This is a genomic window from Janthinobacterium sp. TB1-E2 (genome assembly GCF_036885605.1).
In the GTDB taxonomy this organism is placed as follows: domain Bacteria; phylum Pseudomonadota; class Gammaproteobacteria; order Burkholderiales; family Burkholderiaceae_D; genus Janthinobacterium; species Janthinobacterium aestuarii.
This window is the reverse complement of the sequence record NZ_CP142523.1, coordinates 4,867,739-4,892,362: the sequence shown is the minus strand read 5'-3', so window position 1 is coordinate 4,892,362 and position 24,624 is coordinate 4,867,739. Positions and strand designations below refer to the sequence as shown.

The following is a 24,624-nucleotide window of genomic DNA, read 5'->3' as shown; positions in this document are numbered from 1 at the left end:
ATGACCGATATCCGTACAAGGCCCAGCGCCAGGATAAATGTATCGAGGGAAGACAAATGTTTCTAAATTTCATGAAATTTGGATGGTTAAACACGCCTGTCCGGGCTGTTGATTGTCTCGTTGCCGGAAACCCTGGCGCACCGGCTGCCCAGACCCTGGTGCCATCGTGGCTGATGCGCCTCGCTGGAACCCTGCTGTTTGTCCTGCTTTCCCTCTTATCCAGCCAGGCTTCCGCCGCCAGCACCTGCCCGAGCCCGCGCGCCGTCAGCATCGTCGCGGGGGGAGAGTATTATGAGGATTACACCAATGCGCCTTGCTCCCAGTTCGGCCTGACGGGCACCCTGGTGGCGCCGCTGTATGGCACGCTGGAAGATTCGAATGCCACGAATGCCGTGCGCTACCGGAATACCAATCTCAGCGCGACCTCGGACACGTTTACCGTCAGGGACGATGTGGGGCAGCCCATCGTGTACAACGTCACGATCACCTCCGCCATCGTGCTGGCGCCGGCCACCGTGCCGAATGCCACGGTGGCCCAGCCTTACTCCACGACAACCGTGACGGCGACGGGTGGCGCGGCGCCGTACACCTATGCCATCAGCGCTGGCGCCTTGCCGGCTGGCATGAGTTTGAGTGGCGGCGGTGTACTGTCGGGTACGCCGACAGCGGGCGGCACCTTCAACTTCACCGTGCGCGCCACCGACTCGCTGGCCGTCAATGGCACGCGCGCCTATACCTTGACGGTCTCCGCGCCCACCATCGCCATCCTGCCGACGACCCTGCCGGCAATGACATCCGGTGTCGCCTACAGCCAGACGATAGCTGCCAGCGGCGGAACCGGCACGTACACCTATGCCAGAACGGCCGGCAGCCTGCCCGCAGGCTTGACCCTGGCATCGAACGGCACCCTGTCCGGCACGCCCACGGCGGCCGGTGCCTACAGTTTTACCGTCACCGCCACCGACAGCAGTACCGGCGCCGGCCCCTATTCGGGCGCGCGCGCCTATTCCGGCACGGTAGCAGCCGGTGCGCCCGTTGCCGGCAATGTCAGCGCCACGGTGGCCTACGGCAGCAGCGCCAACCCGGTCACGCTCGACCTGAGCGGCGGCGTGGCAACTTCGGTGGCCGTGGCGTCTGCTGCTTTGCATGGCACGGCAACGGCCAACGGTACCAGCATCACCTATATGCCGGCGGCCGGCTATGCCGGTCTCGACAGCTTTACGTATACGGCCAGCAATGGTATCGGCACTTCCGCAGCCGCCACCGTGGCGGTCATAGTCAATGCGCTGGAGGTGACGCTGGTGCCCACCGTACCTGGCGCAACTATCGCCATGGCCTACAGCCAGAACCTGTCCGCTGCGAACGGCACTGCGCCGTACACTTACGCGATCACCAGCGGCGCCTTGCCGGCCGGTATCAGCCTGAATACGTCTACCGGTTTGCTGTCGGGCACGCCGACGGCGAGTGGCACTTTCAACTTCGCCGCGCGCGCCACGGACAGCTCGCCCGGCAGCGGTCCGTTCTCCACGACGCAGGGCTACTTGCTGACGGTGGCCGCGCCAACCATCGCCATCGCGCCGGCGACCTTGTCGGCAATGACAGCTGGCGTTGCCGGCAGCCAGACGATTACCGCCAGCGGCGGAACCAGCACGTACACCTACACCATCAGCGCCGGCACCTTGCCGGCCGGAGTCAGCCTGAATACTGCCACCGGTTTGCTGTCGGGCACGCCGACGGCTGTTGGCACCTTCAACTTTACCGTGCTTGCGACGGACAGTTCGACGGGCAGCGGCCCGTATGCTGGCGCGCTGGCGTACTCGCTGACGGTGACGGCACCGGCGATCAGCATCGAGCCATCGACCTTGCCGGTGATGACAGCCGGCGTTGCCTACACCGAGACGATTACCGCCAGCGGGGGAACCAGCACGTACAGCTATGCCAGAACGGCCGGCAGCCTGCCCACCGGCTTGACCCTGGCGGCGGACGGCACCCTGTCCGGCACGCCCACGGCGGCCGGAGCTTACAGCTTTACCATCACCGCGACCGATAGCAGCACTGGCGCAGGTACTCCGTTCTCGGGCTCACGCGCCTATTCCGGCACGGTAGCTGCCGGTGCACCCGTTGCCGGCAATGTCAGCCCCACGGTGGCGTATGGCAGCAGCGCCAATCCGATCACCTTGAGCCTGAGCGGCGGTGCGGCAACTTCGGTGGCCATCGCTTCCGCTGCGTTGCACGGCACGGCGACGGCCAGTGGCACCAGCATCAGCTATACGCCGACGGCAGGTTACGGCGGGTCAGACAGCTTTACCTACACGGCATCGAACGGCATCGGTACTTCGGCGCCGGCCACGGTGACGATCACGGTGGGCACGCCGAGCGTGACGCTGGCGCCGACCACGGTGCCTGCAGCCACAGTAGGCACGGCCTACAGCCAGACCCTGACGGCCGCAAATGGTCTGGCACCATACACCTACGCGATCAGCGCCGGCGCCTTGCCGACCGGCGTGACCTTGTCCAATGCCGGTCTGCTGGCGGGTACGCCGACGGCGGGCGGTACCTTCAACTTTACCGTGCTTGCCACGGACAGTTCGACGGGCAGCGGTCCGTATGCCGGTACGCGGGCGTACTCGCTGACCGTGGCAGTGCCAGCGATCAGCGTCGCCCCGGCGGCTTTGCCTGCCATGACGGCCGGCGTCGCCTTCAGCCAGGGCGTCACCGCCACTGGCGGCACGTCGCCGCATGGCTATGCCGTCACTGCCGGCAGTTTGCCCACCGGCTTGACCCTGGCGGCGAACGGTACCCTGTCCGGCACGCCGACGGTGGCGGGTGCGTACAGCTTCAGCATCATGGTCACGGACAGCAGCAGCGGTAGCGGACCATATACCGGTGTCCGCGCCTATTCCGGTACGGTGGCGGTCGCCGTGCCTGTCGCCGGCGCCGTCACCACGACGGTGGCCTACGGCAGCAGCGCCAATCCGATCACCTTGAACCTGGGCGGCGGCGCGGCGGCCTCGGTGGCCGTGGCATCGCCACCCGCACATGGCACGGCGACGGCCAGCGGCACGAGCATCAGCTACACGCCGACGACGGGCTACGGGGGCAGCGACAGCTTTACCTATACGGCCACGAATGGCAGCGGCACTTCGGCACCGGCCACCGTGATGGTCACCGTGGGCGTGCCCGCCGTCAGCCTGATCCCGGCCACCTTGCCCAATCCCGTGGCGGAAGCGGCCTACAGCACGACCCTGACGGCAACAGGCGGCACGGCCCCCTACAGCTATGCCGTGGTGGGTACCTTGCCCGTCGGCCTGAGTTTGAATACGACGACTGGCGTGCTGTCCGGCACGACGAATGTGGCGGGCAGTTTCCCGTTCAGCATCAAGGTCACGGACAGCAGCACGGGCGTGGGGGCGCCGTTCAGCGCGACCAACAGCTATACGCTGGCCGTCGCGGCGCCCACCTTGACCCTGACGCCGGCCAGCCTGGCGGCGATCCGCGCCGGCGATGCCTACAGCCAGGCCTTCACGGCCGGCGGCGGCGTGGCGCCGTATGCGTATGCCGTGAGCGGCGGCGCCTTGCCGACCGGCCTGGCGCTCGATGCGGCGACCGGCATCGTCAGTGGCACGCCGACCGTGGCGGGCAGCTACAGCTTTACCTTGCAGGCGAAGGATGTGCACCAGTTCACGGTGCAGCAAGCGCTGACCCTGCAGGTGAACCAGGCGCCGCCGCCGGTGCCGAATGAAACGGCGACGACCTCGGCCAACCAGGAAGTGAGCTTGACCATCGCTTCCACCGATGGCAGCCCGATCACGGCGGTGACCATCGTCACGCCGCCGCAGCATGGCACCGTCACGGTGGTGTCGAGCGGCGCGGCGGGGGGCGGCAGCGGTCGCTCTTTCAAGGTGACGTATGTGCCGAATGCGAACTACTTCGGCCCGGATGCCTTCAGCTACACGGCGACTGGACCGGGCGGCACCTCCGCCCCCGCCACGGTCAGCGTGACGGTGGCGCCGCAACCGGTCCCCGTACCTGTCGCCAAGACGGCGACGGTCCTGGCCGGCACGCCGGTGACCTTGCCCGTGACGCAAGGCGCCACGGGCGGGCCGTTCACGGTGGTGGCCATCACGACGCAGCCGGCCAGCGGCACGGCGGTGGTCAATGGCATGGACATCGTCTACACACCAGGCATCAATACCAGCGGCGAGATCCGCATCGGCTACACCGTGTCGAACGCGTTCGGCACCTCGGCGCCGGTGACGTCGACCATCACCGTCAATCCGATGCCGCAAGTGCTCAGCCAGAGCGTCACGGTGGTGGCCGGCCTGACGGTCACTGTCGACCTGACGGCGGGCGCCACGGGCGGTCCGTTCACGGCGGCGAATGTGCTGAGCGTGGCGCCGGCCGAAGCGGGCAAGGTGGTGGTGCGCGATGTGGGCACGGCCGGCAAGCCGTCGTACCAGCTGAGCTTTGCGGCCTCGGGCAAGTTCGCCGGCGCGGCGGTCGTCAGCTACACCCTGAGCAATGCCTTTGCCACGTCGAAACCGGGCGTGGTCAACGTGACGGTGACGGCGCGGCGCGACCCGTCGGTCGATCCGGAAGTGATCGGCCTGCAGGCGGCGCAAGCCGATGCGGCGCGGCGTTTCGCCAGTGCGCAGCTGTCGAACTTCACGCAGCGCCTGGAAAGCCTGCATGGCGATGGCTGGGGACGTTCGAGCTTCGGCCTGAGCCTGACGCCGCCGAACGACAGCGGCAATCCGACGGCGGCGCTGGCGCGCTGGCAGGCGGATGAAGCGGACCGCGTGTTCGGCACGGCCGTCAAACCGTTCATGCGCAAGGCGGCCTTGCGCCAGCCAGGCGCTGGTTTCAGTGGCGAGCGGCAGCAGATGGACGTCAGCGGCGCTACCAGCGGCTTGCCGGACATGCCGCAAAAGCCGGACACGCAGAAGCAGGCGCTGGCTCTGTGGCTCGGTGGCGCGGTCGACTTCGGCCAGCACTATGTGAATGGCCGCGACACGGGCTTCCGTTTCCGCACCAACGGCGTGAGCGTGGGCGGCGATTACCGCCTCAGCGACCTGGCGACCGTGGGCGTGGGCGCCGGCTTCAGCCATGACCGCAGCGACGTGGGCCAGAACGGCAGCCGCAGCACGGCCGACAGCGCCGTGGCGGCCGTGTATGGCAGCCTGCGTCCGAGCAAGGGCGTCTTCCTTGACGGCGTGCTCGGCTACGGCACCTTGCAGTACGACGCATCGCGCTACCTCGCCGATGGCAGCGGTTTCGCCACGGGCGAGCGCGACGGCAAGCAGGTGTTCGGCGCAGTCGTCGGCGGTATCGAGATGCGCCATGACACCTGGATGTGGTCGCCGTACGGCCGCGTGGAACTGATGTCGGCCAAGCTCGATCCGTACACGGAAAAGGCGGCGGGCATCAACGCCCTGAGCTACTTCAAGCAGACCGTGCGTTCGCGCATCGGCGCGCTCGGTGTGCGGGCCGAGGGCATCTATGTGGGCGGCCTGGGCACGTGGTTCCCGCGCGCGCGGCTCGAGTACCGGCACCAGTTCCAGGGCGCCGACGATGCGCGCCTGGCGTATGCCGACCTGGTGGCCGACGGCCCTGTGTACGTGATCCGCACGGTGCCGCAGCAGACGGGCAACTGGGCGGCGGGGCTGGGCGTCAAGCTGCTGCTGTCGAACGGCATGACCATCACCCTCGACTACAACAGCAATCTGAACATCGATAGCGGACGTACCCAGTCGGTGATGTTCGGTATCGCGATGCCGCTCAAGTAGCGTTGTGAATCAAGGAAGTGACGCCGCAGGGCGGGAGCCGGTGCTTCCGCCCCGCGGCGCATGTGGCGTCTGTTTTTTCATGTCATTGCCGTGCCAGGGCGGCAATGATTCCATTAGAATCAGGCATCGTCTTCACCACACTGCTTACGGAATGGAATGCCTGGAATGATGACTGTCCTGACCCTTGAACATTTTGCCGCGCGCATCAACGAGACGTTTATTGCGGCCAGTGACGGCAATGCCGCCTTTGTCCTGAAGGAAGTGCAGCCGCTGCCGTCAGCGACCCTGGAGGGCTTGATGCGCAAGCCGTTCAGTCTGCTGTTTCACCATAGCTCCCCCATCCTGTTCAGCCAGAAAATCTTCCAGATGCAGCATGAGGCGTTTGGCGAGGTGGGTATCTTTTTGGTGCCGGTGGCGCGTGACAGCCACGGCTTTCTGTACCAGGCGGTGTTCAACTGAGGCCGGTACGCGAGAAGGGCAGGGCGGCACCGCGCTGGCGCCGCCTGCCTGGATGAACCCAACTTAGTCGAATGACGGGAATTCGCCTTGCAGCGCGATGCAGAAATTCACCGCCAGCATCGGCTGGCGGTTTTCGTGCGCCTGGCCGCCACCGGCACTACCGATCGCGGTCGGGGACAGCGATACATTGGGTGGCGTTGCCGGCACGAACGCGGACGTGCCGCCAAGCGCAATCAAGCCATCGCCCGGAAGCGGTGTGTTGTGCTGCAGGGCGGCGGTGGGCTGGCGGTACACATTGAGTTGGTGGGCGTGGTTCGGCATTTCCGTGGTGTTCAACGTGACGCTGTTGGTGCCGAAGGTCTCGCCCATCACGCGCGGTGTCAGGCCCGGCCCCTGGCCCTGGCTGCACGGCGCGCGTCCCGTGAAGTTGGGCAACTGGAAGGTGGTGGTGCCATTGCCGCCATACTGCGTGCCGATCAAGGAAAACAGGGCCGAATATTGCTGTATCTGCAGGGTGGCGCCATTGCAGCTGGCCCATCCGTAGGGTGTGAAATTGAAGCCGAAGACTTGTATTTCGCCAAGGTATGGTGAGGTCACGGTAGGTTCTCCTGATCGATTTTAGGGGCTGCGCTTGCGTGCCGGCTGTTATTGCGGCGATGGGAAAATGCCTGCCCATGCGATGCAAAAGGACGCTGTCAGGGTTGGCATGGTGTTCTCGTGCGGCAGGTTGCCGCCTGTCGCGCCCGTGGCGGCCGGTGCCAGTGCATAGGCGGTCAGGCCGGTCAGGTCGCTCGTGTACATCTTGTCGTTATTCGACGGGGCAGTCAGCAGCAGGTTGGCCGCCGGCACGTTCGAGGTCGCCAGGGTGCTGTTCACACTGAACGGGTGCGTATGCAAAGGAAGCTGGGTCGGCAGCAGGGTCACCGATTCGCTGCCGCTTCGTTGCCCGAGGGGACGGTTGCTCAGGCCGGGGCCGGTACCCATGTGTAGAGGGACCTGGCCGCGCAGGTCGGGCACGGCGAAGGTGTTGACGCCGTCGCCGCCGTAGGTGGTACCCAGCAGGGCGAACAGGACTTCATTCTCTGCGATCGATTTCAGGCTGCCGTCGCAGGCGAACCAGCCGCTGGGAATGCGGGAAAAGGCAAACAGGCGAATTTCGCCGACATAGGGTGTGGTCATGACTATGCTCCGTAAGAGTGGCGGATTCGTTAGTTGCGCGACGGGAAGATACCGCTCAAGGCGATATTGAAGTTAATGACCGAGAACGGCTGCATGTTGGGATGCGCCTGGTTGCCGCCGGCCAACGCCAAGGTCTGGCTGGACAGGGTCACTTGCGGCCCCGCCGAACCGTAGATGGATTCCGCGCCACTGCCGCCAAACAGGGTATTGGTGGGGTTTTTCGAGGTGCCGGGCGTCGTCACCGCATTGGCCGCATGCGTGTGCGGCGGAATTTGGGTCGCTAGCAAGGTGACAGCCTCCTGCCCCGCCCGCGTACCGGTCTGGTATGGCGATGGTTGCCACGCGCCATCGACCGAAGCACCCGCGCCAACCGGGGTACAGCCTTGCAAGTTAGGCAAGGCAAAGGTGTTACTGCCGTTCCCCCCGTAAGCGGTACCCAGCAGTGCAAACAGCGCCTGATTCTGCGCAATGGGCAGCAATTGCCCGTTACATGCTGCAAAGCCACGCGGCGCAAAATTGAAGCCGCCCATCATGATTTGTCCTAGGTACACATCAGCCATCATCGTTCTCCCACGGTTGGAATGCAGCTCAATGGCAAATGAATAATATTTTCCATTTGCAATCAATGTTGCGTTTTAAAAAACCCTTTTTGTTATAGTTACTTTATTGAAATCTCGGAGTAGCATACGTTGTCATATGGCAAGCGTCAACATATGTTGGCACTGTAGAAGAGCCCGGAATGGGCAGCGCTGACGGCCTGAAATCACCTTCATTTTTGTCTGAAAAACTCTGTATTGGAGAAACTATGTCGCGTATTTGCAACGACATCATCGGCCGTCCGGCACTTTCTTTTCTGCTCGCCTTGTTTGCTGGAAATCGGAAACGAATGTCGGATCGCGGCGCCAGCGGGACGTTGTTAGCTTGCCGTCTCGGGCAGTGGTTCGCTGCGCTGTGCTTGCTGATGCTGGCGTTCGGTGCGACTCCCGCGCTGGCGGCAGGTCCGAGCCTTATCTGTCCTACCCCGCAGAGTTTTACCGTCGCCTCGGGCGCTTCGTATGTCATCGACCTGTCGAGCTGCAACACCTTCGGCCTGAACGATAATGGCGCGACAGCATTGCACGGCACGATTACCGGTCTCACCAACAATCAGGATAACAAGGCAACCTATACCAATAATGGTGATGGCGCGCTGTCCGATACGTTTGTGCTGCTCGATGAGTCGCAAGGAGAGATCACCTTTAATGTGACCGTCTTGCCCGCTGCTAATGCATTCACTGTGTCGCCGGGCAGTTTGACGGCGCCCGTGATCGGCACACCTTACAGCCAGACCATGTCGGCGAGCGGCGGCGCGGCTCCCTACAATTACGCGTTGGATTCCGGCACTTTGCCCCTTGGCATCACCGTGTCGTCGAGCGGCGTGATTTCCGGTACTGTGAAGGCTACCGGCTCCTTTGCCTTTGGCATCAAGGTCACCGATGCGACCGCAGGCACGCCGCAGGTGGTCATCAAGAACTATTCCGTGACGGTCGCCATACCGACCCTGTCCATCACGCCTACCGTCCTGACGGCGGGAGGCTTGGCGACGCCGTATAGCCAGCAGATGTCGACCGCAAATGGCACCGAGCCCTATACGTATGTGGTGGAGTCGGGCAGTTTGCCACCGGGCCTGAGCCTGTCCTCCAGCGGCTTGTTATCGGGTACGCCCACCGCGCTGGGCACCTATAATTTTGTGATCAAATCCACCGATGTCACGGGAGGCAACGGACCGTACAACACCTCGCGCAGCTATTCCATGGTGATCAACACCCAGCCGCCGCCGACCATCACTGGCGTGACGCCTGCGTCCGGCCCAGCCTCTGGCGGCACGGCCGTCACCATTACCGGTACTGGCTTTACAGGCGTCACGGCGCTGAAGTTTGGCACCAACAATGGTGTCGCCGTTACCGTCGTTAATTCCACGACCATGACCGCCACGTCGCCACCCGGCAGCGCCGGCACCGTGAACGTCACCGTCACCGCCAGCGGCGGCACCAGCGCCACCGGCGCCGCCAACCAGTTCACGTATATTCCTGCGCCGACGGTCACCAGCATTTCGCCCACGGCAGGCCCAGCTACCGGTGGCAGCACCGTCACCATTACTGGCACGGGCTTTACGGGTGCCACGGCCGTGACCTTTGGTTCCACGGCAGCGACCGGCTTCACGATCGACAGCGCCACGAAGATCACTGCCACGGCACCACCTGGCACGGGCACGGTGGATGTGACCATCACCACACCGAGTGGCTCCAGCGCCATCAGCCCAGCGGACAAGTTTACGTATGTGGTGGCGCCGGCGGTAAGCGCTATTTCTCCCACGTCAGGTCCAGCTACTGGCGGCAGCACCGTCACCATCACCGGTTCGAATTTTAGCGGCGCGACAGCCGTGACCTTTGGCTCCACGGCAGCGACCGGCTTTACGATCAACAGCGCCACGCAGATCACGGCCACGGCGCCAGCGGGCACGGGCACAGTGGATGTGACCGTCACCACGCCTGGCGGCACCAGCGCCATCAGCCCAACGGACAAGTTTACGTATGTGGTGGCGCCGGCGTTAAGCGCCATTTCTCCCACGTCAGGTCCAGCTACTGGCGGCAGTACCGTCACCATCACCGGCTCGAATTTTAGCGGCGCGACAGCCGTGACCTTTGGCTCCACGGCAGCGACCGGCTTCACGATCGACAGCACCACGCAGATCACGGCCACGGCGCCAGCGGGCACGGGCACGATAGATGTGACCGTCACCACACCTGGTGGCTCCAGCGCCATCAGCCCAGCGGACAAGTTTACGTATGTGGTGGCGCCGGCGGTAAGCGCCATTTCTCCCACGTCAGGTCCAGCTACTGGCGGCAGTACCGTCACCATTACCGGTTCGAATTTTAGCGGCGCGACAGCCGTGACCTTCGGCGCCACGGCGGCGACCGGCTACACGGTCAACAGCGCCACGCAGATCACGGCCACGGCGCCAGCGGGCACGGGCACGATAGATGTGACCGTTACCACACCTGGTGGCTCCAGCGCCATCAGCCCAGCGGACAAGTTTACGTATGTGGTGGCGCCGGCGGTAAGCGCCATTTCTCCCACATCAGGTCCAGCTACTGGCGGAAGCACCGTCATCATCACCGGTTCGAATTTTAGCGGCGCGACAGCCGTGACCTTCGGCGCCACGGCGGCGACCGGCTTTACCGTCAACAGCGCCACACAGATCACGGCAACGGCACCGGCCGGTTCCGGCACGGTCGATGTGCGCATCACGACGGTTGGCGGCACCAGTGCTGCCGTTGCTGCGGATCAGTTCACGTATGTGGGCGCCCCGGTGGTGAGCGGTCTGTCGCCCGCAGCTGGTCCAACGGCGGGCGGCACCAGCGTCACGATCACCGGCACGGGTTTTACCGGCGCGACGGCAGTGACGTTTGGCGCCACGGCGGCGAGCAGCTTCACGGTCAACAGCGCCACGCAGATCACGGCCACGGCGCCAAGCGGCTCCGGCACGGTCGATGTGCGTGTCACCACGACCGGTGGCACCAGCGCCACCGGTGCGGCGGACCAGTTCACGTACGTGCTGGCACCGGCGGTCGCCAGTATTTCTCCTGTCAACGGACCGGCCACGGGCGGCACCAGCGTCACCATTAACGGCTCCGGCTTTACCGGTGCCACGGCGGTCACCTTTGGCGGCACGGCGGCCACTAGTTTTACTGTGAACAGCGCTACGCAGATCACGGCGACGGCGCCAAGTGGCTCTGGCACGGTCGATGTGCGCGTTACGGCCATTGGCGGTACCAGCGCCACCAACGCCGCCGATCAATTTACGTATGTCGCTGCACCGGTGGTGAGCGCTTTGTCGCCCACGGCCGGTCCTACGACGGGTAGCACCAGCGTCACCATTACCGGCACCGGCTTTGCCGGCGCCACGGCGGTGACCTTCGGCGCCACGGCGGCGACCGGCTACACGGTCAACAGCGCCACGCAGATCACGGCAACGGCGCCAGCCGGTTCCGGCACGGTCGATGTGCGCATCACGACGGTTGGCGGCACCAGTGCTGCCGTTGCTGCGGATCAGTTCACCTATGTGGGCGCCCCGGTGGTGAGCGGTCTGTCGCCCGCAGCTGGTCCAACGGCGGGCGGCACCAGCGTCATGATCACCGGCACGGGTTTTACCGGCGCGACGGCAGTGACGTTTGGCGCCACGGCGGCGAGCAGCTTCACGGTCAACAGCGCCACGCAGATCACGGCGACGGCGCCTGCCGGTACGGGCACGGTCGATGTGCGCGTCACCACGACGGGTGGTACCAGCGCCACCGGCGCATCGGACCAGTTCACCTATGTGACGTTACCGGCAGTTGCCGGTGTTGCGCCCGCTTTCGGTCCCATTGCCGGCGGCACCAGCGTGATCGTCACCGGCACGGGATTTGGCGGTGCCACGGCGGTGCGATTCGGTGGCGCCAATGCCACCAGCTTCACGGTCAACAGTGCTACGCAGATCACGGCCACCAGTCCATCGGGCAGCCTGGGCGTGGTAGACGTGAAAGTCACCACGGTTGGTGGTACCAGTGCCAGCAACGCTGCGGATCAATTTACGTATATTCCGACCGGCGTCATCACGTTTGCAACACCGACTGCGGCATCGGTCCCATTGGGAAATAGCTTGACCAACGTGGCGACTTCCAGCCTCGCGGGCGGCAGTTATGGCGCCATCAGCTATACCAGCTCAAATGCTGGCGTGGCCACCGTCAGCAGCTCTGGCGTCATCACGACCGTGGCCGCAGGGACCAGCAACATCACCGCGACGCAGGCCGCAGTGGCTGGCGTGAATACCCAGGCAGCGCAAAGCTATATCTTGACGGTGACGGCCGCGATGGGCATCTCGCCAGCCAGCTTGCCGGGCGCTACTGTTGGTACGGCTTACAGCCAGCAACTGACGGCCAATGGCGGTATCGGGCCATACGCGTTTGCGGTCACCGGTACCGTTCCAGCCGGCATGACGCTGAGTACCAGCGGTGCACTGAGCGGTACGCCAACAGCAGCCGGCAGTTTTGCGCTGAGCGTTACAGTGACGGATACACGTCAGTTCACGGTAACGAAAAACTATGTCTTGCCTGTGGCGTCGGCAACACTGGCCCTGACCCCGGCCAGCCTGCCCAACCCGACGGCGGAAGCGGCCTACAGCACGACCCTGACGGCGACGGGCGGCACGGCACCCTACAGCTTCGCCGTGATTGGTTCGCTGCCAGCGGGCCTGAGCCTGAACGCATCCACCGGCGTGCTGTCCGGCACGACGAATGTGGCGGGCAGTTTCCCGTTCAGCATCAAGGTCACGGACAGCAGCACGGGCGTGGGGGCGCCGTTCAGCGCGACCAACAGCTATACGCTGGCCGTCGCGGCGCCCACCTTGACCCTGACGCCGGCCAGCCTGGCGGCGATCCGCGCCGGCGATGCCTACAGCCAGGCCTTCACGGCCGGCGGCGGCGTGGCGCCGTATGCGTATGCCGTGAGCGGCGGCGCCTTGCCGACCGGCCTGGCGCTCGATGCGGCGACCGGCATCGTCAGTGGCACGCCGACCGTGGCGGGCAGCTACAGCTTTACCTTGCAGGCGAAGGATGTGCACCAGTTCATGGTGCAGCAAGCGCTGACCCTGCAGGTGAACCAGGCGCCGCCGCCGGTGCCGAATGAAACGGCGACGACCTCGGCCAACCAGGAAGTGAGCTTGACCATCGCTTCCACCGATGGCAGCCCGATCACGGCGGTGACCATCGTCACGCCGCCGCAGCATGGCACCGTCACGGTGGTGTCGAGCGGCGCGGCGGGGGGCGGCAGCGGTCGCTCTTTCAAGGTGACGTATGTGCCGAATGCGAACTACTTCGGCCCGGATGCCTTCAGCTACACGGCGACTGGACCGGGCGGCACCTCCGCCCCCGCCACGGTCAGCGTGACGGTGGCGCCGCAACCGGTCCCCGTACCTGTCGCCAAGACGGCGACGGTCCTGGCCGGCACGCCGGTGACCTTGCCCGTGACGCAAGGCGCCACGGGCGGGCCGTTCACGGTGGTGGCCATCACGACGCAGCCGGCCAGCGGCACGGCGGTGGTCAATGGCATGGACATCGTCTACACACCAGGCATCAATACCAGCGGCGAGATCCGCATCGGCTACACCGTGTCGAACGCGTTCGGCACCTCGGCGCCGGTGACGTCGACCATCACCGTCAATCCGATGCCGCAAGTGCTCAGCCAGAGCGTCACGGTGGTGGCCGGCCTGACGGTCACTGTCGACCTGACGGCGGGCGCCACGGGCGGTCCGTTCACGGCGGCGAATGTGCTGAGCGTGGCGCCGGCCGAAGCGGGCAAGGTGGTGGTGCGCGATGTGGGCACGGCCGGCAAGCCGTCGTACCAGCTGAGCTTTGCGGCCTCGGGCAAGTTCGCCGGCGCGGCGGTCGTCAGCTACACCCTGAGCAATGCCTTTGCCACGTCGAAACCGGGCGTGGTCAACGTGACGGTGACGGCGCGGCGCGACCCGTCGGTCGATCCGGAAGTGATCGGCCTGCAGGCGGCGCAAGCCGATGCGGCGCGGCGTTTCGCCAGTGCGCAGCTGTCGAACTTCACGCAGCGCCTGGAAAGCCTGCATGGCGATGGCTGGGGACGTTCGAGCTTCGGCCTGAGCCTGACGCCGCCGAACGACAGCGGCAATCCGACGGCGGCGCTGGCGCGCTGGCAGGCGGATGAAGCGGACCGCGTGTTCGGCACGGCCGTCAAACCGTTCATGCGCAAGGCGGCCTTGCGCCAGCCAGGCGCTGGTTTCAGTGGCGAGCGGCAGCAGATGGACGTCAGCGGCGCTACCAGCGGCTTGCCGGACATGCCGCAAAAGCCGGACACGCAGAAGCAGGCGCTGGCTCTGTGGCTCGGTGGCGCGGTCGACTTCGGCCAGCACTATGTGAATGGCCGCGACACGGGCTTCCGTTTCCGCACCAACGGCGTGAGCGTGGGCGGCGATTACCGCCTCAGCGACCTGGCGACCGTGGGCGTGGGCGCCGGCTTCAGCCATGACCGCAGCGACGTGGGCCAGAACGGCAGCCGCAGCACGGCCGACAGCGCCGTGGCGGCCGTGTATGGCAGCCTGCGTCCGAGCAAGGGCGTCTTCCTTGACGGCGTGCTCGGCTACGGCACCTTGCAGTACGACGCATCGCGCTACCTCGCCGATGGCAGCGGTTTCGCCACGGGCGAGCGCGACGGCAAGCAGGTGTTCGGCGCAGTCGTCGGCGGTATCGAGATGCGCCATGACACCTGGATGTGGTCGCCGTACGGCCGCGTGGAACTGATGTCGGCCAAGCTCGATCCGTACACGGAAAAGGCGGCGGGCATCAACGCCCTGAGCTACTTCAAGCAGACCGTGCGTTCGCGCATCGGCGCGCTCGGTGTGCGGGCCGAGGGCATCTATGTGGGCGGCCTGGGCACGTGGTTCCCGCGCGCGCGGCTCGAGTACCGGCACCAGTTCCAGGGCGCCGACGACGCGCGCCTGGCATATGCCGACCTGGTGGCCGACGGCCCCGTGTACGTGATCCGCACGGTGCCGCAGCAGACGGGCAACTGGGCGGCGGGGCTGGGCGTGAAATTGCTGCTGTCGAACGGCATGACCATCACGCTGGACTACAACAGCAATCTGAACATCGATAGCGGACGTACCCAGTCGGTGATGTTCGGTATCGCGATGCCGCTCAAGTAATCATCCAGTCAGACTAGTCCTGATCGCCGGCCCGGAGTCCATCCGGTCCGGCGATTTTTTTGCCCGTGCGTGTCACAGCATCCACGGATGTTCTTCCGCGCCGGCGACGATGCCGCCCAGCACGGCCTGGTCGCGTTCCGCATGGCTCTGGCGCAGGAAGACGGGCAGGTCGGCCGCCAGGCGCGCGAAATGGGCATCGCGGCACAGGGGACCGGCACCCAGCGCGCGCGTGGCCAGGTGCAGCACCAGGGTGGCCGCGTCTTCCACGGCCAGGCGCAGGCGCAGCGCCAGGGCCATCGCATCGCGTTGCGAATGTCGGTCGATTTCCGCCGCGCCTTCGCGCAGCAGAGCGCCGGCCGCGCGCAGGGCGCAGTCGATCTGGCCCAATTGCGCCAGGCGCACGGGATCGGGGGCGGCGTGCTGCGCGCGTGCATGCAGATGGCTGGCGATGGCGCAGGCGGCGCCATACCACGCGGCCGCGATGCCGGCACTGCCATGCCAGTAGCCGGGCCGCTCAAGATAGGCGCCTGGCGCGCCGACGGGAAAGACGCGCGCAGCGGAAAAGGTCACGTCGACGCTGGCGCAGGCGCGCATGCCGATGGCTTGCCAGCCTTCGTCCGTGACGCGCACGCCGGGCTGCGACAGCTCTACGGTGGCCAGGCAAGCCTGGTGAGCGTCGTTCCAGCAGCTGATCAAGGCATGGCTGAGGCCATGTGCGCCTGCACACCAGGCCTTGCGTCCGTCGAGCACATGGCGGCCATCGGCCATCTGCCGCAAGCGCACGCGCGCGTCCGGCATGTCCGCGCTCCAGACGCCCCAACTGCTGCCAGCCGGCGCGCCGGGGCCGCCGAGTTCCGCCAGGATGGCCAGCGCATCCGTATGGCTTTCGTACAGCTTGAGCAGGGACAGGTCGATGGCGGCGATGGCGGCCAGCATTTGCCAGCGCCGCAGGGTGGCGCCGTGGCCGGGCAGGGGCAGCTGGTCCAGGCCCGCGTCGCGCAGGCGTCGCAAGCCGTCGATGGAGGGGAGGGCGCTGTCCTGCGGCGGCAAGAGGGTGGCCAGTGCGGCGTCGGACGGCAGGGAGAAAGCGTTGGTCGACATGGCAAGCTCCTTTTTTAACAGGATAGCTTTCTGCTTTTGCAATGTCTGTTCGATTCTACACCTACCCTCGCTGACGGGCTCGAGGCCATGAAGCAGCATGGCCGTGGGCCCCGCAGCCAGTCACGCGCTTATTTTTTCACGTACAGCATGTCGGGCTCATAACTGCTACCGTTATGCGAGAAGGTGTAGAGCTTGTTGTCGCGCAAGAGAATGCCGCCTTTGATGGTTTGCGCCGGGCGCATGCCTTCGTCGAGCAGGCAAGTGGAGCCGCCTTCATATTCGATGCACCATTGCTGTTTGCCATCTTTCTTCACGTATTGCACGCCAGGTCCCGTGACGTTGAAGGTATAGGCGGGCATGGACAGATTCAGCTTGTCGATGCGCACATTGCTCGCTGCCCCGTTCTCCGTCAGTTTGACGAGAACGTCGGCCACGCCATCCGGTGTCGCGCTCATCTTTGCGGTCATGGTTTCCGTGCCCAGCAAGGTGCCGCTGCAGCCGGTCTTGAGATAGGTTTCGATGGTGGAGGTCAGTTCCATCGCGCCGCTGCCATCGGCCTTGGCTGCGACCACCATGGTCTGGCGTTCATGTTCGTCGCACGGCGCTTGCCAGGTACCGACGTAGGGTGCCAGGGTCGAGCCGGCATTGGAATTGCCTGGGTCACTGCTGCCGCCACCGCCGCAGCCAGCCAGCAGTGCCGTGCTTGATGTCAGGAATATTGCCACGAATTTTTTCATGCTCCATCCTTTTATTCCGGCAAGCATGCGTGCCGTAGACGCGGCAACAGTATAAAAGGATGGATCAGGGGCAATTCTCACCGAATGTATTCGTGACTTGATATAGATCAAGGGCACTCGCAGCCGCCTGGCAAGACAGGCTTAAAACTCTTCCCAATCATCGCCGGCCGGCGCCTTGGCCTGCGCTCTTTCCGCGGGCGCCGGCTTGGCAACGCTCAGGCGCTTGGCTGGCGGCGGCGCTGATTTTTTCACCGCCGGCATTGCCTGCGGCGTCGTTTGCTGCAGTGCACCCAGCTTGAACACGCTGACCACCTCGGCCAGGTGGCTGGCCTGGTCTTGCAGGCTTTCGGCGGCGGCTGCCGCTTCCTCGACCAGGGCCGCGTTCTGCTGCGTCACGCCATCCATTTGCGCCAGCGCCTGGTTGACCTGGGCGATGCCGTCGCTTTGCTCGGTGGTGGCGACGCTGATGTCGGCCATGATGGCGGTCACCTTGCGCACGCTGTCGACCACCTGTTCCATGGTGGCGCCCGCTTCGTCGACGAGCTTGCTGCCGGCCGCCACCTTGCCGACGGAGTCGTCGATCAGCAGCTTGATTTCCTTGGCGGCGGCCGCCGAGCGCTGCGCCAGGTTGCGCACTTCCGTGGCGACGACGGCGAAACCGCGGCCCTGTTCGCCTGCGCGCGCCGCTTCCACGGCCGCGTTCAGGGCCAGGATATTCGTCTGGAAGGCGATGCCGTCGATAACGGAAATGATGTCGACGATCTTGTTCGACGAGTCATTGATCGACGTCATCGTCTCGATAACCTTGCCGACCACTTCACCGCTCTTTTGCGCCACGCTGGATGCGGACGCGGCCAGTTGATTCGCCTGGCGCGCATGGTCGGCGTTTTCCTTGACCGTGCCCGTCAGCTCTTCCACCGAGGCGGCCGTTTCTTCCAGTGAACTGGCTTGCTGTTCCGTGCGGGCCGACAGGTCGTTATTGCCTTGCGCAATTTCCGCGCTGGCCCGGGCCACGTTGTCGGCACTGGCCTGCACTTGCAGCAGCACGGCGTGGATCTTTTCCACGAAGGCGTTGAAACCCTTGCCGATCACGGCCAGCTCGTCGGTACCCTTGACTTCCAGCTTGACGCGCAGGTCGGCGTCGCCGCTCGACAGGTCCGTCATGGTGCGACCCAGGGTACGCAGGGGGCGCGTCAGCTGGTTGACGACGAGAATCAAAATACCGGCCGTGGCCGCCGCGCACAACAGGGCGACGATCAGGGTGTAGATCATCAGGTCGCGCGCCGAGGCCGTGGCCACGCTTTTCGGGAAATTCAGCTCCACGCTCCAGGGCGCGATATCGGGGTGGATCTGCAGCGGCTGCAGCAAATGGATGTAACCGTTGTCGTCCTCGTATTCATACGCCTGGCCCTGGCGCACCTTTTCCAGGCCGGCGGCCGGCACGTCGTCGGCCTTCTTGCCCAGCCGCTCGGGCACGGGGTGGCTCGCGTACAGGCCGCCGTTCGAGATCAGGGCCAGCTTGCCGCCCTCGATCACTTTCAGGTCGGCGAGGATTTTCGCCAGGCGCGTAAGCATGAAGTCGGCGCTGGCCACGCCCTTGAAGCTGCCATCGATCATGATGGGCGCCACCAGCGAGGCCATCAGTACATTCTTGCCATCGACGGGGTAGATGTACGGTTCCGTAAAGTAAGTCTTGCCTGTGCGCTTGGGCACGTCATACCAGTCGTTGGCGCCCGGTTTCGGGTCGAAGACGATGGGTTCGACTTGCAGCTTGCCGCCGGCGCCCCGCGTCCAGTAGGGCATGAAGCGGCCGCTGGCGTCGTAGTACGGCTTCTGGTTGGCGAAATCCGCATCCTTGCCGTCGAGCGCGTTCGGCTCCCACGTCACGGCCGAGCCCAGCAAGTCTTCCGAACTGGTCAACGTCGCCTTGGTCAGTTCATTGATCTGCTCGCGCTGCAGGGGCAGGCTGGCGCTCTTGGTGCCGCGCATGGCGCCGGCCAGGCTGGACACGCTGGACAGGTTGCTGGCGATGCGCGCCTGCAAGGCGCCGGCCACTTCGCGCGCCGATGTGCGCGCCAGGTCCAGCGCGGCCGCTTCGGCGCTCGCGCTGCTCTTGTAGCCGATCACGGCCGCCGTGACGCCGAGGCTGAGGATGGCGAGCGCGGTGGCGGCGACGCAGATTTTACTGTTCAGTGAGAGTTGCATGATGCTGTTCCTTGATGGGGAGGGGTATTGGTGTCATGGGCGTCGCGGGGGCGCGCCTAGAACGTCTTGCTGATGGCCACGACCAGGGTGGTCGCGGCGGGGTTCGACATGTCGAACTGGCCGGCCGCATTCGGGATGCCCAAGGTGTAATGGTCGTAGGCATCGGTGGCGCCCCAGGCGCGCGTGACGGCGGCGCTGGCGCTCCAGCCGCCGTCGAAGGTCCGGGTGACACCGATCTTGGCGTCGCGCCAGTTCCACATGGCATTGCCCGTGCCCGCCACCCGGCCATTGCCGGCGTGCAGATTCAAGGTCCAGGCATTGCCCAGGTCGACATTCGCGCCCACGTCCAGGTAGCCCGTGCCGCGCGCATTGGTGATGCCGAAGAAATCCGGCGTGACCGTGCGGTTGTACTTGGCGTACAGCATCATGTAGCTGAGGCCCAGCGACAGTTCGCCATAGTCGTACTTCACGCCCGTGGCGCGGTAGACGGCGCCCGGATACTTGTAATAGTAGGCCAGCACGCTGTAGCCGAGTTCACCGACCGTGCCGCTGTAGCCGCCGTACACGTCCCATTCGATGGTCGCATCCTCGATATAGCGGTCGCTGACGGTGGACGCCCACGTGCCCAGCGACCAGCCGCTCGGGTGCGCATAGTCGGCCCCCGCCTGCAGCGCCGGCTTGCCCCAGGTCTGGCGAAAGCCGCGCGAGATGTATTGCGATGTGAGACTGGCATTGGCGGTAAAGGTGGCGGCGGGGCTGTCCGTGGTCTGCGCCTGCACGGGCAGGACGGCCAGCAGCAGGAGGCAGCCGAGCAATGGTGTTGCAGGAAAATGGTGGTGCGATGGCATGGCAGTCAGCTCCGTATTTGCTGGCAGCGGCCGTTCAGGCGCGTTGCCCTGATGGTTGCAATAAAAATGCGGAATGGACTTTTTGGGAGGCAAGGCGATGCCGCTTGCATGCTCGCATGAACACGCACACATTCTCACCAAACGTAACTGAAAGGATAGGGGCTGGGGCTAGTGGAAGTCAACAAAGTTGCGTAGAGGAAAGCGTAAGTTGTTGTTTCCTGGCACTTTTTCATGCACCTGTCATCTTGCTGGTGCGCCCCGGCTGGCTGCCTGCTGCAAGCCGGCCAGCAAGCCGGGCAGGGCGGCATGCAGGGTTGGCAAGTCATCTGCCTGCAGTTCGGCCTGCATTTCCACCTGGCCCGATGGCTGGCCCCAAACGACCTGGGCGCTGAGCCGTGCGCCGGCATCGAGGCCCGTGACGCTGACCAGCAGGGCTACTTCTTCCGGCGCATCGTCGGGCACGTCTGCGAGCAGGCAGGAAATGCCGAAGTGATAATCCTGGAAGGCGCTGGCCGTGCCGCTGGAAAAGGCGAAGACAGAGGCGAGCGCCCGTGGCGCGGCGGCTGAGAGTGGTGGCAGGGCGGCGCGAAACAGGGGCAGCAAGTCGTTTTCCAGCTGGAGCACCAGCGGATGGGTGTGGGCGAGGACGGTCATGGCAGGATGGATCGGTTGGCGGCGCGCGATGGTAGCAGTTTTTGCGTCCGCTGTGCGCAGGTACTGGTCCTACCAGTGGCCTCAATCGTCATCGCTGGTGACGCGCGTGCGCACGAAATCGATGTGGCTTTGCATGGCCGTGCGCGCTTCCTCGGGCTGGCTGGCGCAGATCGCTACGCACAGGGTGCGGTGCTGCGACAGCAGGTGCAGCGAAGTGGCGTCGTCCTGCTGGCGCAAGCCCGTGCCATTGATGGTGATGTGTTCGCGCAGCATGCCGATGATGCTGGTGTGCAAGTGCAAAAACATGGTGTTGTGCGACGCCTGGGCGATGACTTCATGCAGCCGCGCGTCGGCCTGCGCCTCGCCGTGCTTGTCGTCGCTGGCGCGCGCCTGTTCCAGCTCGGCCAGCAGCGCCATGATCTGCGCGCGCTCGTCCCCGCTGGCCCGCTGCGCCGCAAAGTAGGCCGTCGCCCCTTCCAGCACGCGGCGAAATTCCAGGATGTCGTCGCGCAGGGCGGGGTGGTCGGCCACCAGCTGACTCCACGGCGAAGCCATGCCGGTGCGCAATTGATCCGTCACGAACACGCCGGCGCCGCGCCGGCTGCGCACGAGGCCCCGCGCCGCCAGACGCTGCACCGCTTCGCGCACGGTGTTGCGCGAAACTGCATATTGCTGCGCCAGCAGGCGTTCTGCCGGCAACTGCGCCCCCGCCGGCAAGCTGCCGTCCAGCAGGGCCGTTTCCAGCCTGCGCATCACCATCTCGACCCTGCCCCGCGTTTGCATGCCTGTCGCCATCGATGTCTTTCCGGTGTTGTTTTAAAGTGGTCCGAGCAATTTGAAGTGGCTTGCGGAAGCTGGAATTATGCGTGAACCGGTCATTCTTAACAACACACAGCGGCGCCGCAGCAACACACAGAGCGCCGGGGAGACAACGCATGCAGCCAGACCCGCGCCAGCCACGCCACTATCCATCGCCACCGCCGCAGGTGTACCTGTTCGCCACCTGCCTGGTCGACCTGTTCGTGCCACAGGCGGGCCTCGATGCCGTACGCCTGCTGGAGCGGGAAGGCTTGCTCGTGCATTATCCGCGCGGCCAGAGCTGCTGCGGCCAGCCCGCCTACAGCAGCGGCAATCCGGAACAGGCGCGCGCCGTGGCCCGCGCCCAGCTCGACCTGTTTGCGCAGCCGTGGCCCGTGATCGTGCCGTCCGGTTCCTGCGCCGGCATGATGCGCCACCACTGGCCGCAGCTGTTCCAGGACGACCCCGTCGCCGGCCCCAAGGCGATAGAACTGGCCGAACGCGTGTATGAACTGAGCGAATTTCTCGTCTGCGTGCTGCAGCTCGACCTGGCCGGCATGGGCGCCGCCGCGCAGGCCGATGAAAACGTGGTGCTGCATACCTCGTGCGGCGCGCGCCGCGAAATGGGTACGCGCACCCACGGCATGGCCTTGGTCGACGCCTTGCCCGGCGTGACGCGCATCGAACACCAGCGCGAATCGGAATGCTGCGGCTTTGGCGGCACGTTTTCATTGAAGCATCCCGATATTTCCGGCGCCATGGTCAGCGACAAGATCGCCTCGGCCTGCGCCACAGGCTGCGACCGGCTCGTCTCGGCCGACTGCGGCTGCCTGCTCAATATCGGCCACGCCGCGCAGCACCAGGGCGCGCCGCTACCCGTCGAGCATATGGCCAGCTTTTTGTGGCGCCGCACGGGAGGCGCGGCATGAGCGCGATCCTGACCGCCCGCGAACGCATGCTGGGACGCCTGCGCGCCGCCGCGCCCGCCGCACCCGAAGCGGTGGGCGCCATCGATACGGCGATCGACCAGCACTACCTGGCGCGCCGCGCCGCCGCGCCGCTGCCGGCACGGGACAGGATCGCCGCCATGCAGGCCGCCTTGCGCGCTTCGCATGCGGAGGTCTACTGCATCAGTAGCGAGGCCTGGCCCGCCTTGCTGGCGCAGCGCCTCGGCGAACACGGCGTGCGGCGTTTACTGCTCGATACCGGCAGCGCCGAAGGGCAGGCCTTGCGCGCCGCCTTGCCGGCCGAGGTGGAGACGCTGTCTTTCGCGCGTCCGCTGGCGCAGTGGAAAAGTGAACTGTTCGACACCGTCGATGCGGGTTTCACCATCGCCCGTTCCGGCATCGCTGCCACGGGCACGCTCGTCATCGCACCCGATGCGGCCACGCCGCGCACGGTGTCCCTGGCACCCCCTTTGCATATCTGCCTCGTGTCTGCGAGCACCTTGCACATGGACTTGCACGCGGCGGCGCGCGCCGAGCGCTGGGCGGACGGCATGCCGGCCAACCTGGTGCTGGTGTCCGGTCCCTCGAAAACGTCCGATATCCAGCAGACGCTGGCCTATGGCGCGCATGGTCCGCGCTGGCTGTGGGTGCTGATCATCGATGATTTATCTGCCCATGAAGGAGGCCAGCCATGAATGCCAAGCCCCTGCAATTCGTCAAGCCGGCCGACTTCCATGCGCGCGCCCGCGCTGCGCTGGACGACCCGAAACTGCGCCAGAGCTTTCGCGGCGCCATGGATTTTTTACAGGACAAGCGCAAGACGCAATTCCCCGACGGCGACGAGCTGGAACGCCTGCGCGATATCGGCGAAGCCGTGCGTCGGCACGCGCTGGCGCGCCTGCCCGATTTGCTGGTGCAGCTGGAAGACAAGCTGACGGCGGCCGGCGTGCAGGTGCACTGGGCCGAAGATGGCGAGCAGGCCAATGCCATCATCCACGCCATCGCCGAAAGGAACCGGGCGACGCGCTTCATCAAGGGCAAGTCGATGGCCAGCGAGGAAATCGAGCTCAATCACTACCTGGAAGCGCGCGGCATGACGTGCCTGGAATCGGACATGGGCGAGTACATCGTGCAGCTGGCCGGCGAAAAGCCGTCGCATATCGTCATGCCGGCCATTCACAAGACGAAGGCCGACATCGCCGGCCTGTTCGCCGAGCATATCCCCGACGCGCCCTACACGGAAGATGTCGACAGCCTGATCCAGACGGGGCGGCGCGCCCTGCGCCAGGCCTTCGTCGACGCCGATATCGGCCTGTCGGGCGTGAACTTCGCGGCGGCCGACACGGGCACCTTGTGGCTGGTGGAAAACGAGGGCAATGGCCGCTTGACGACGTCTGTGCCGGACGTGCACATCGCCATCATGGGCATGGAAAAAGTGGTGGCCAAGCTCGAACATATCGTGCCACTGACCAGCCTCCTGACGCGCTCGGCCACGGGCCAGGCCATCACCACGTATTTCAACCTGATTTCCGGCCCGCGCCGCGCCGGTGAAAAAGATGGGCCGCGCGAAGTGCACCTGGTCTTGCTCGACAACGGCCGCAGCCAGGCCTACGCCGACGAGCAGCTGCGCGCCACCCTGCAATGCATACGCTGCGGCGCCTGCATGAACCACTGTCCCGTCTACACGCGCATCGGCGGCCACGCCTACGGCACCACGTATCCGGGGCCGATCGGCAAGATCATCTCGCCGCATTTGCTGGGACTAGCTGCGACGGCGGATCTGGCCACCGCATCGAGCCTGTGCGGCGCCTGCGGCGAAGTATGTCCCGTACGCATTCCGATTCCACAGCTGCTGGTGCGCCTGCGCACGGAAGCCAACCGCAATCCGAACGAGGAAGTCAGCCATCCGCTGCGTGGGCAGGGCGCCAAGTTCAGCCGCGGCGAAAGCCTGATCTGGCGCTTCTGGAGCGGCGCCTTCGCGCGCCCCGCCAGCTACCGGCTGTTCCGCTGGGCCGCCACGCGGCTGCGCATGCTGACGCCGCGCGCGCAGCTGGGCTGGACGCAGCACCGCAAGCCATTGACGCCGGCGCCGCGCAGCCTGGCCGACCTGCTCAATGCACGGGGGCAGGAAGAATAGCCCGTTCCCGGAGCACCGCAAAA

General features: G+C 65.5%; 15 protein-coding genes and 1 pseudogene. 6 read left to right on the top strand and 10 right to left on the bottom strand.

Annotated elements, in window-relative coordinates:
• Positions 1-173: 173 nt before the first annotated feature.
• Positions 174-5,786, top strand: a complete 5,613-nt coding sequence (locus OPV09_RS22030; protein ID WP_338679377.1) for a putative Ig domain-containing protein — start codon at positions 174-176, stop codon at positions 5,784-5,786.
• 165 nt (positions 5,787-5,951) lie between these two features.
• Entirely contained in the window at positions 5,952-6,245 is a 294-nt protein-coding gene (locus OPV09_RS22025; RefSeq protein ID WP_235194233.1) for a DUF6916 family protein, read from the top strand.
• A 63-nt stretch (positions 6,246-6,308) separates the two neighbouring features.
• Here OPV09_RS22025 and OPV09_RS22020 read toward each other — a convergent pair whose 3' ends face one another.
• From OPV09_RS22020 to OPV09_RS22005, 4 genes and pseudogenes are all read right to left on the bottom strand, one after another.
• The gene (locus tag OPV09_RS22020; protein ID WP_034752121.1) at positions 6,309-6,842 is read right to left on the bottom strand and encodes a phage tail protein; all 534 of its coding nucleotides are present in this window, start codon (positions 6,840-6,842) and stop codon (positions 6,309-6,311) included.
• Positions 6,843-6,890: 48 nt separating this feature from the next.
• On the bottom strand, positions 6,891-7,424 hold the full coding sequence (locus tag OPV09_RS22015) for a phage tail protein (RefSeq protein WP_338679376.1): 534 nt from the start codon (positions 7,422-7,424) through the stop codon (positions 6,891-6,893).
• A 29-nt stretch (positions 7,425-7,453) separates the two neighbouring features.
• Positions 7,454-7,711, bottom strand: a complete 258-nt coding sequence (locus tag OPV09_RS22010) for a phage tail protein (RefSeq protein WP_254798449.1) — start codon at positions 7,709-7,711, stop codon at positions 7,454-7,456.
• Positions 7,712-7,810: 99 nt separating this feature from the next.
• A pseudogene (locus tag OPV09_RS22005) lies at positions 7,811-7,954 on the bottom strand (phage tail protein); the annotation flags it as partial.
• A 356-nt stretch (positions 7,955-8,310) separates the two neighbouring features.
• Between OPV09_RS22005 and OPV09_RS22000 the strand changes: the two are divergent.
• Entirely contained in the window at positions 8,311-15,174 is a 6,864-nt protein-coding gene (locus OPV09_RS22000; RefSeq protein ID WP_338679375.1) for an IPT/TIG domain-containing protein, read from the top strand.
• A 72-nt stretch (positions 15,175-15,246) separates the two neighbouring features.
• On the opposite strand, the gene OPV09_RS21995 is transcribed toward OPV09_RS22000, so the two are convergent.
• The 6 genes from OPV09_RS21995 to OPV09_RS21970 all read right to left on the bottom strand — a co-directional run bounded on the left by OPV09_RS21995 (position 15,247) and on the right by OPV09_RS21970 (position 21,514).
• On the bottom strand, positions 15,247-16,275 hold the full coding sequence (locus OPV09_RS21995; protein ID WP_338679374.1) for an acyl-CoA dehydrogenase: 1,029 nt from the start codon (positions 16,273-16,275) through the stop codon (positions 15,247-15,249).
• 128 nt (positions 16,276-16,403) lie between these two features.
• Positions 16,404-17,012, bottom strand: a complete 609-nt coding sequence (locus OPV09_RS21990) for a hypothetical protein (protein WP_338679373.1) — start codon at positions 17,010-17,012, stop codon at positions 16,404-16,406.
• 141 nt (positions 17,013-17,153) lie between these two features.
• Positions 17,154-19,217 (bottom strand): methyl-accepting chemotaxis protein, encoded by a 2,064-nt coding sequence (locus OPV09_RS21985; RefSeq protein ID WP_338679372.1) that lies wholly within the window; start codon positions 19,215-19,217, stop codon positions 17,154-17,156.
• A 56-nt stretch (positions 19,218-19,273) separates the two neighbouring features.
• Entirely contained in the window at positions 19,274-20,065 is a 792-nt protein-coding gene (locus tag OPV09_RS21980) for a TorF family putative porin (protein WP_338679371.1), read from the bottom strand.
• Between the two features lie 240 nt (positions 20,066-20,305).
• Positions 20,306-20,719: a hypothetical protein gene (locus tag OPV09_RS21975; RefSeq protein ID WP_338679370.1), complete on the bottom strand. Its 414-nt coding sequence runs from the start codon at positions 20,717-20,719 to the stop codon at positions 20,306-20,308.
• Between the two features lie 81 nt (positions 20,720-20,800).
• Positions 20,801-21,514 carry a FadR/GntR family transcriptional regulator gene (locus OPV09_RS21970; RefSeq protein ID WP_046685744.1) on the bottom strand — a complete coding sequence of 238 codons (714 nt, stop codon included), beginning with the start codon at positions 21,512-21,514 and terminating at the stop codon, positions 20,801-20,803.
• 140 nt (positions 21,515-21,654) lie between these two features.
• Between OPV09_RS21970 and OPV09_RS21965 the strand changes: the two genes are divergently transcribed.
• Genes OPV09_RS21965 through OPV09_RS21955 form a run of 3 tightly spaced genes read left to right on the top strand, consistent with a single transcriptional unit; the run spans position 21,655 to position 24,601 of the window.
• Positions 21,655-22,446, top strand: coding sequence for a (Fe-S)-binding protein (locus OPV09_RS21965; RefSeq protein WP_034752112.1), 792 nt, complete (start codon positions 21,655-21,657; stop codon positions 22,444-22,446).
• Complete coding sequence (locus tag OPV09_RS21960) at positions 22,443-23,159, top strand: LutC/YkgG family protein (protein ID WP_338679369.1); 717 nt, start codon at positions 22,443-22,445, stop codon at positions 23,157-23,159. The genes OPV09_RS21965 and OPV09_RS21960 overlap by 4 nt, the downstream gene beginning before the upstream one ends.
• Positions 23,156-24,601, top strand: a complete 1,446-nt coding sequence (locus tag OPV09_RS21955) for a LutB/LldF family L-lactate oxidation iron-sulfur protein (protein ID WP_338679368.1) — start codon at positions 23,156-23,158, stop codon at positions 24,599-24,601. The genes OPV09_RS21960 and OPV09_RS21955 overlap by 4 nt, the downstream gene beginning before the upstream one ends.
• Positions 24,602-24,624 lie beyond the last annotated feature (23 nt).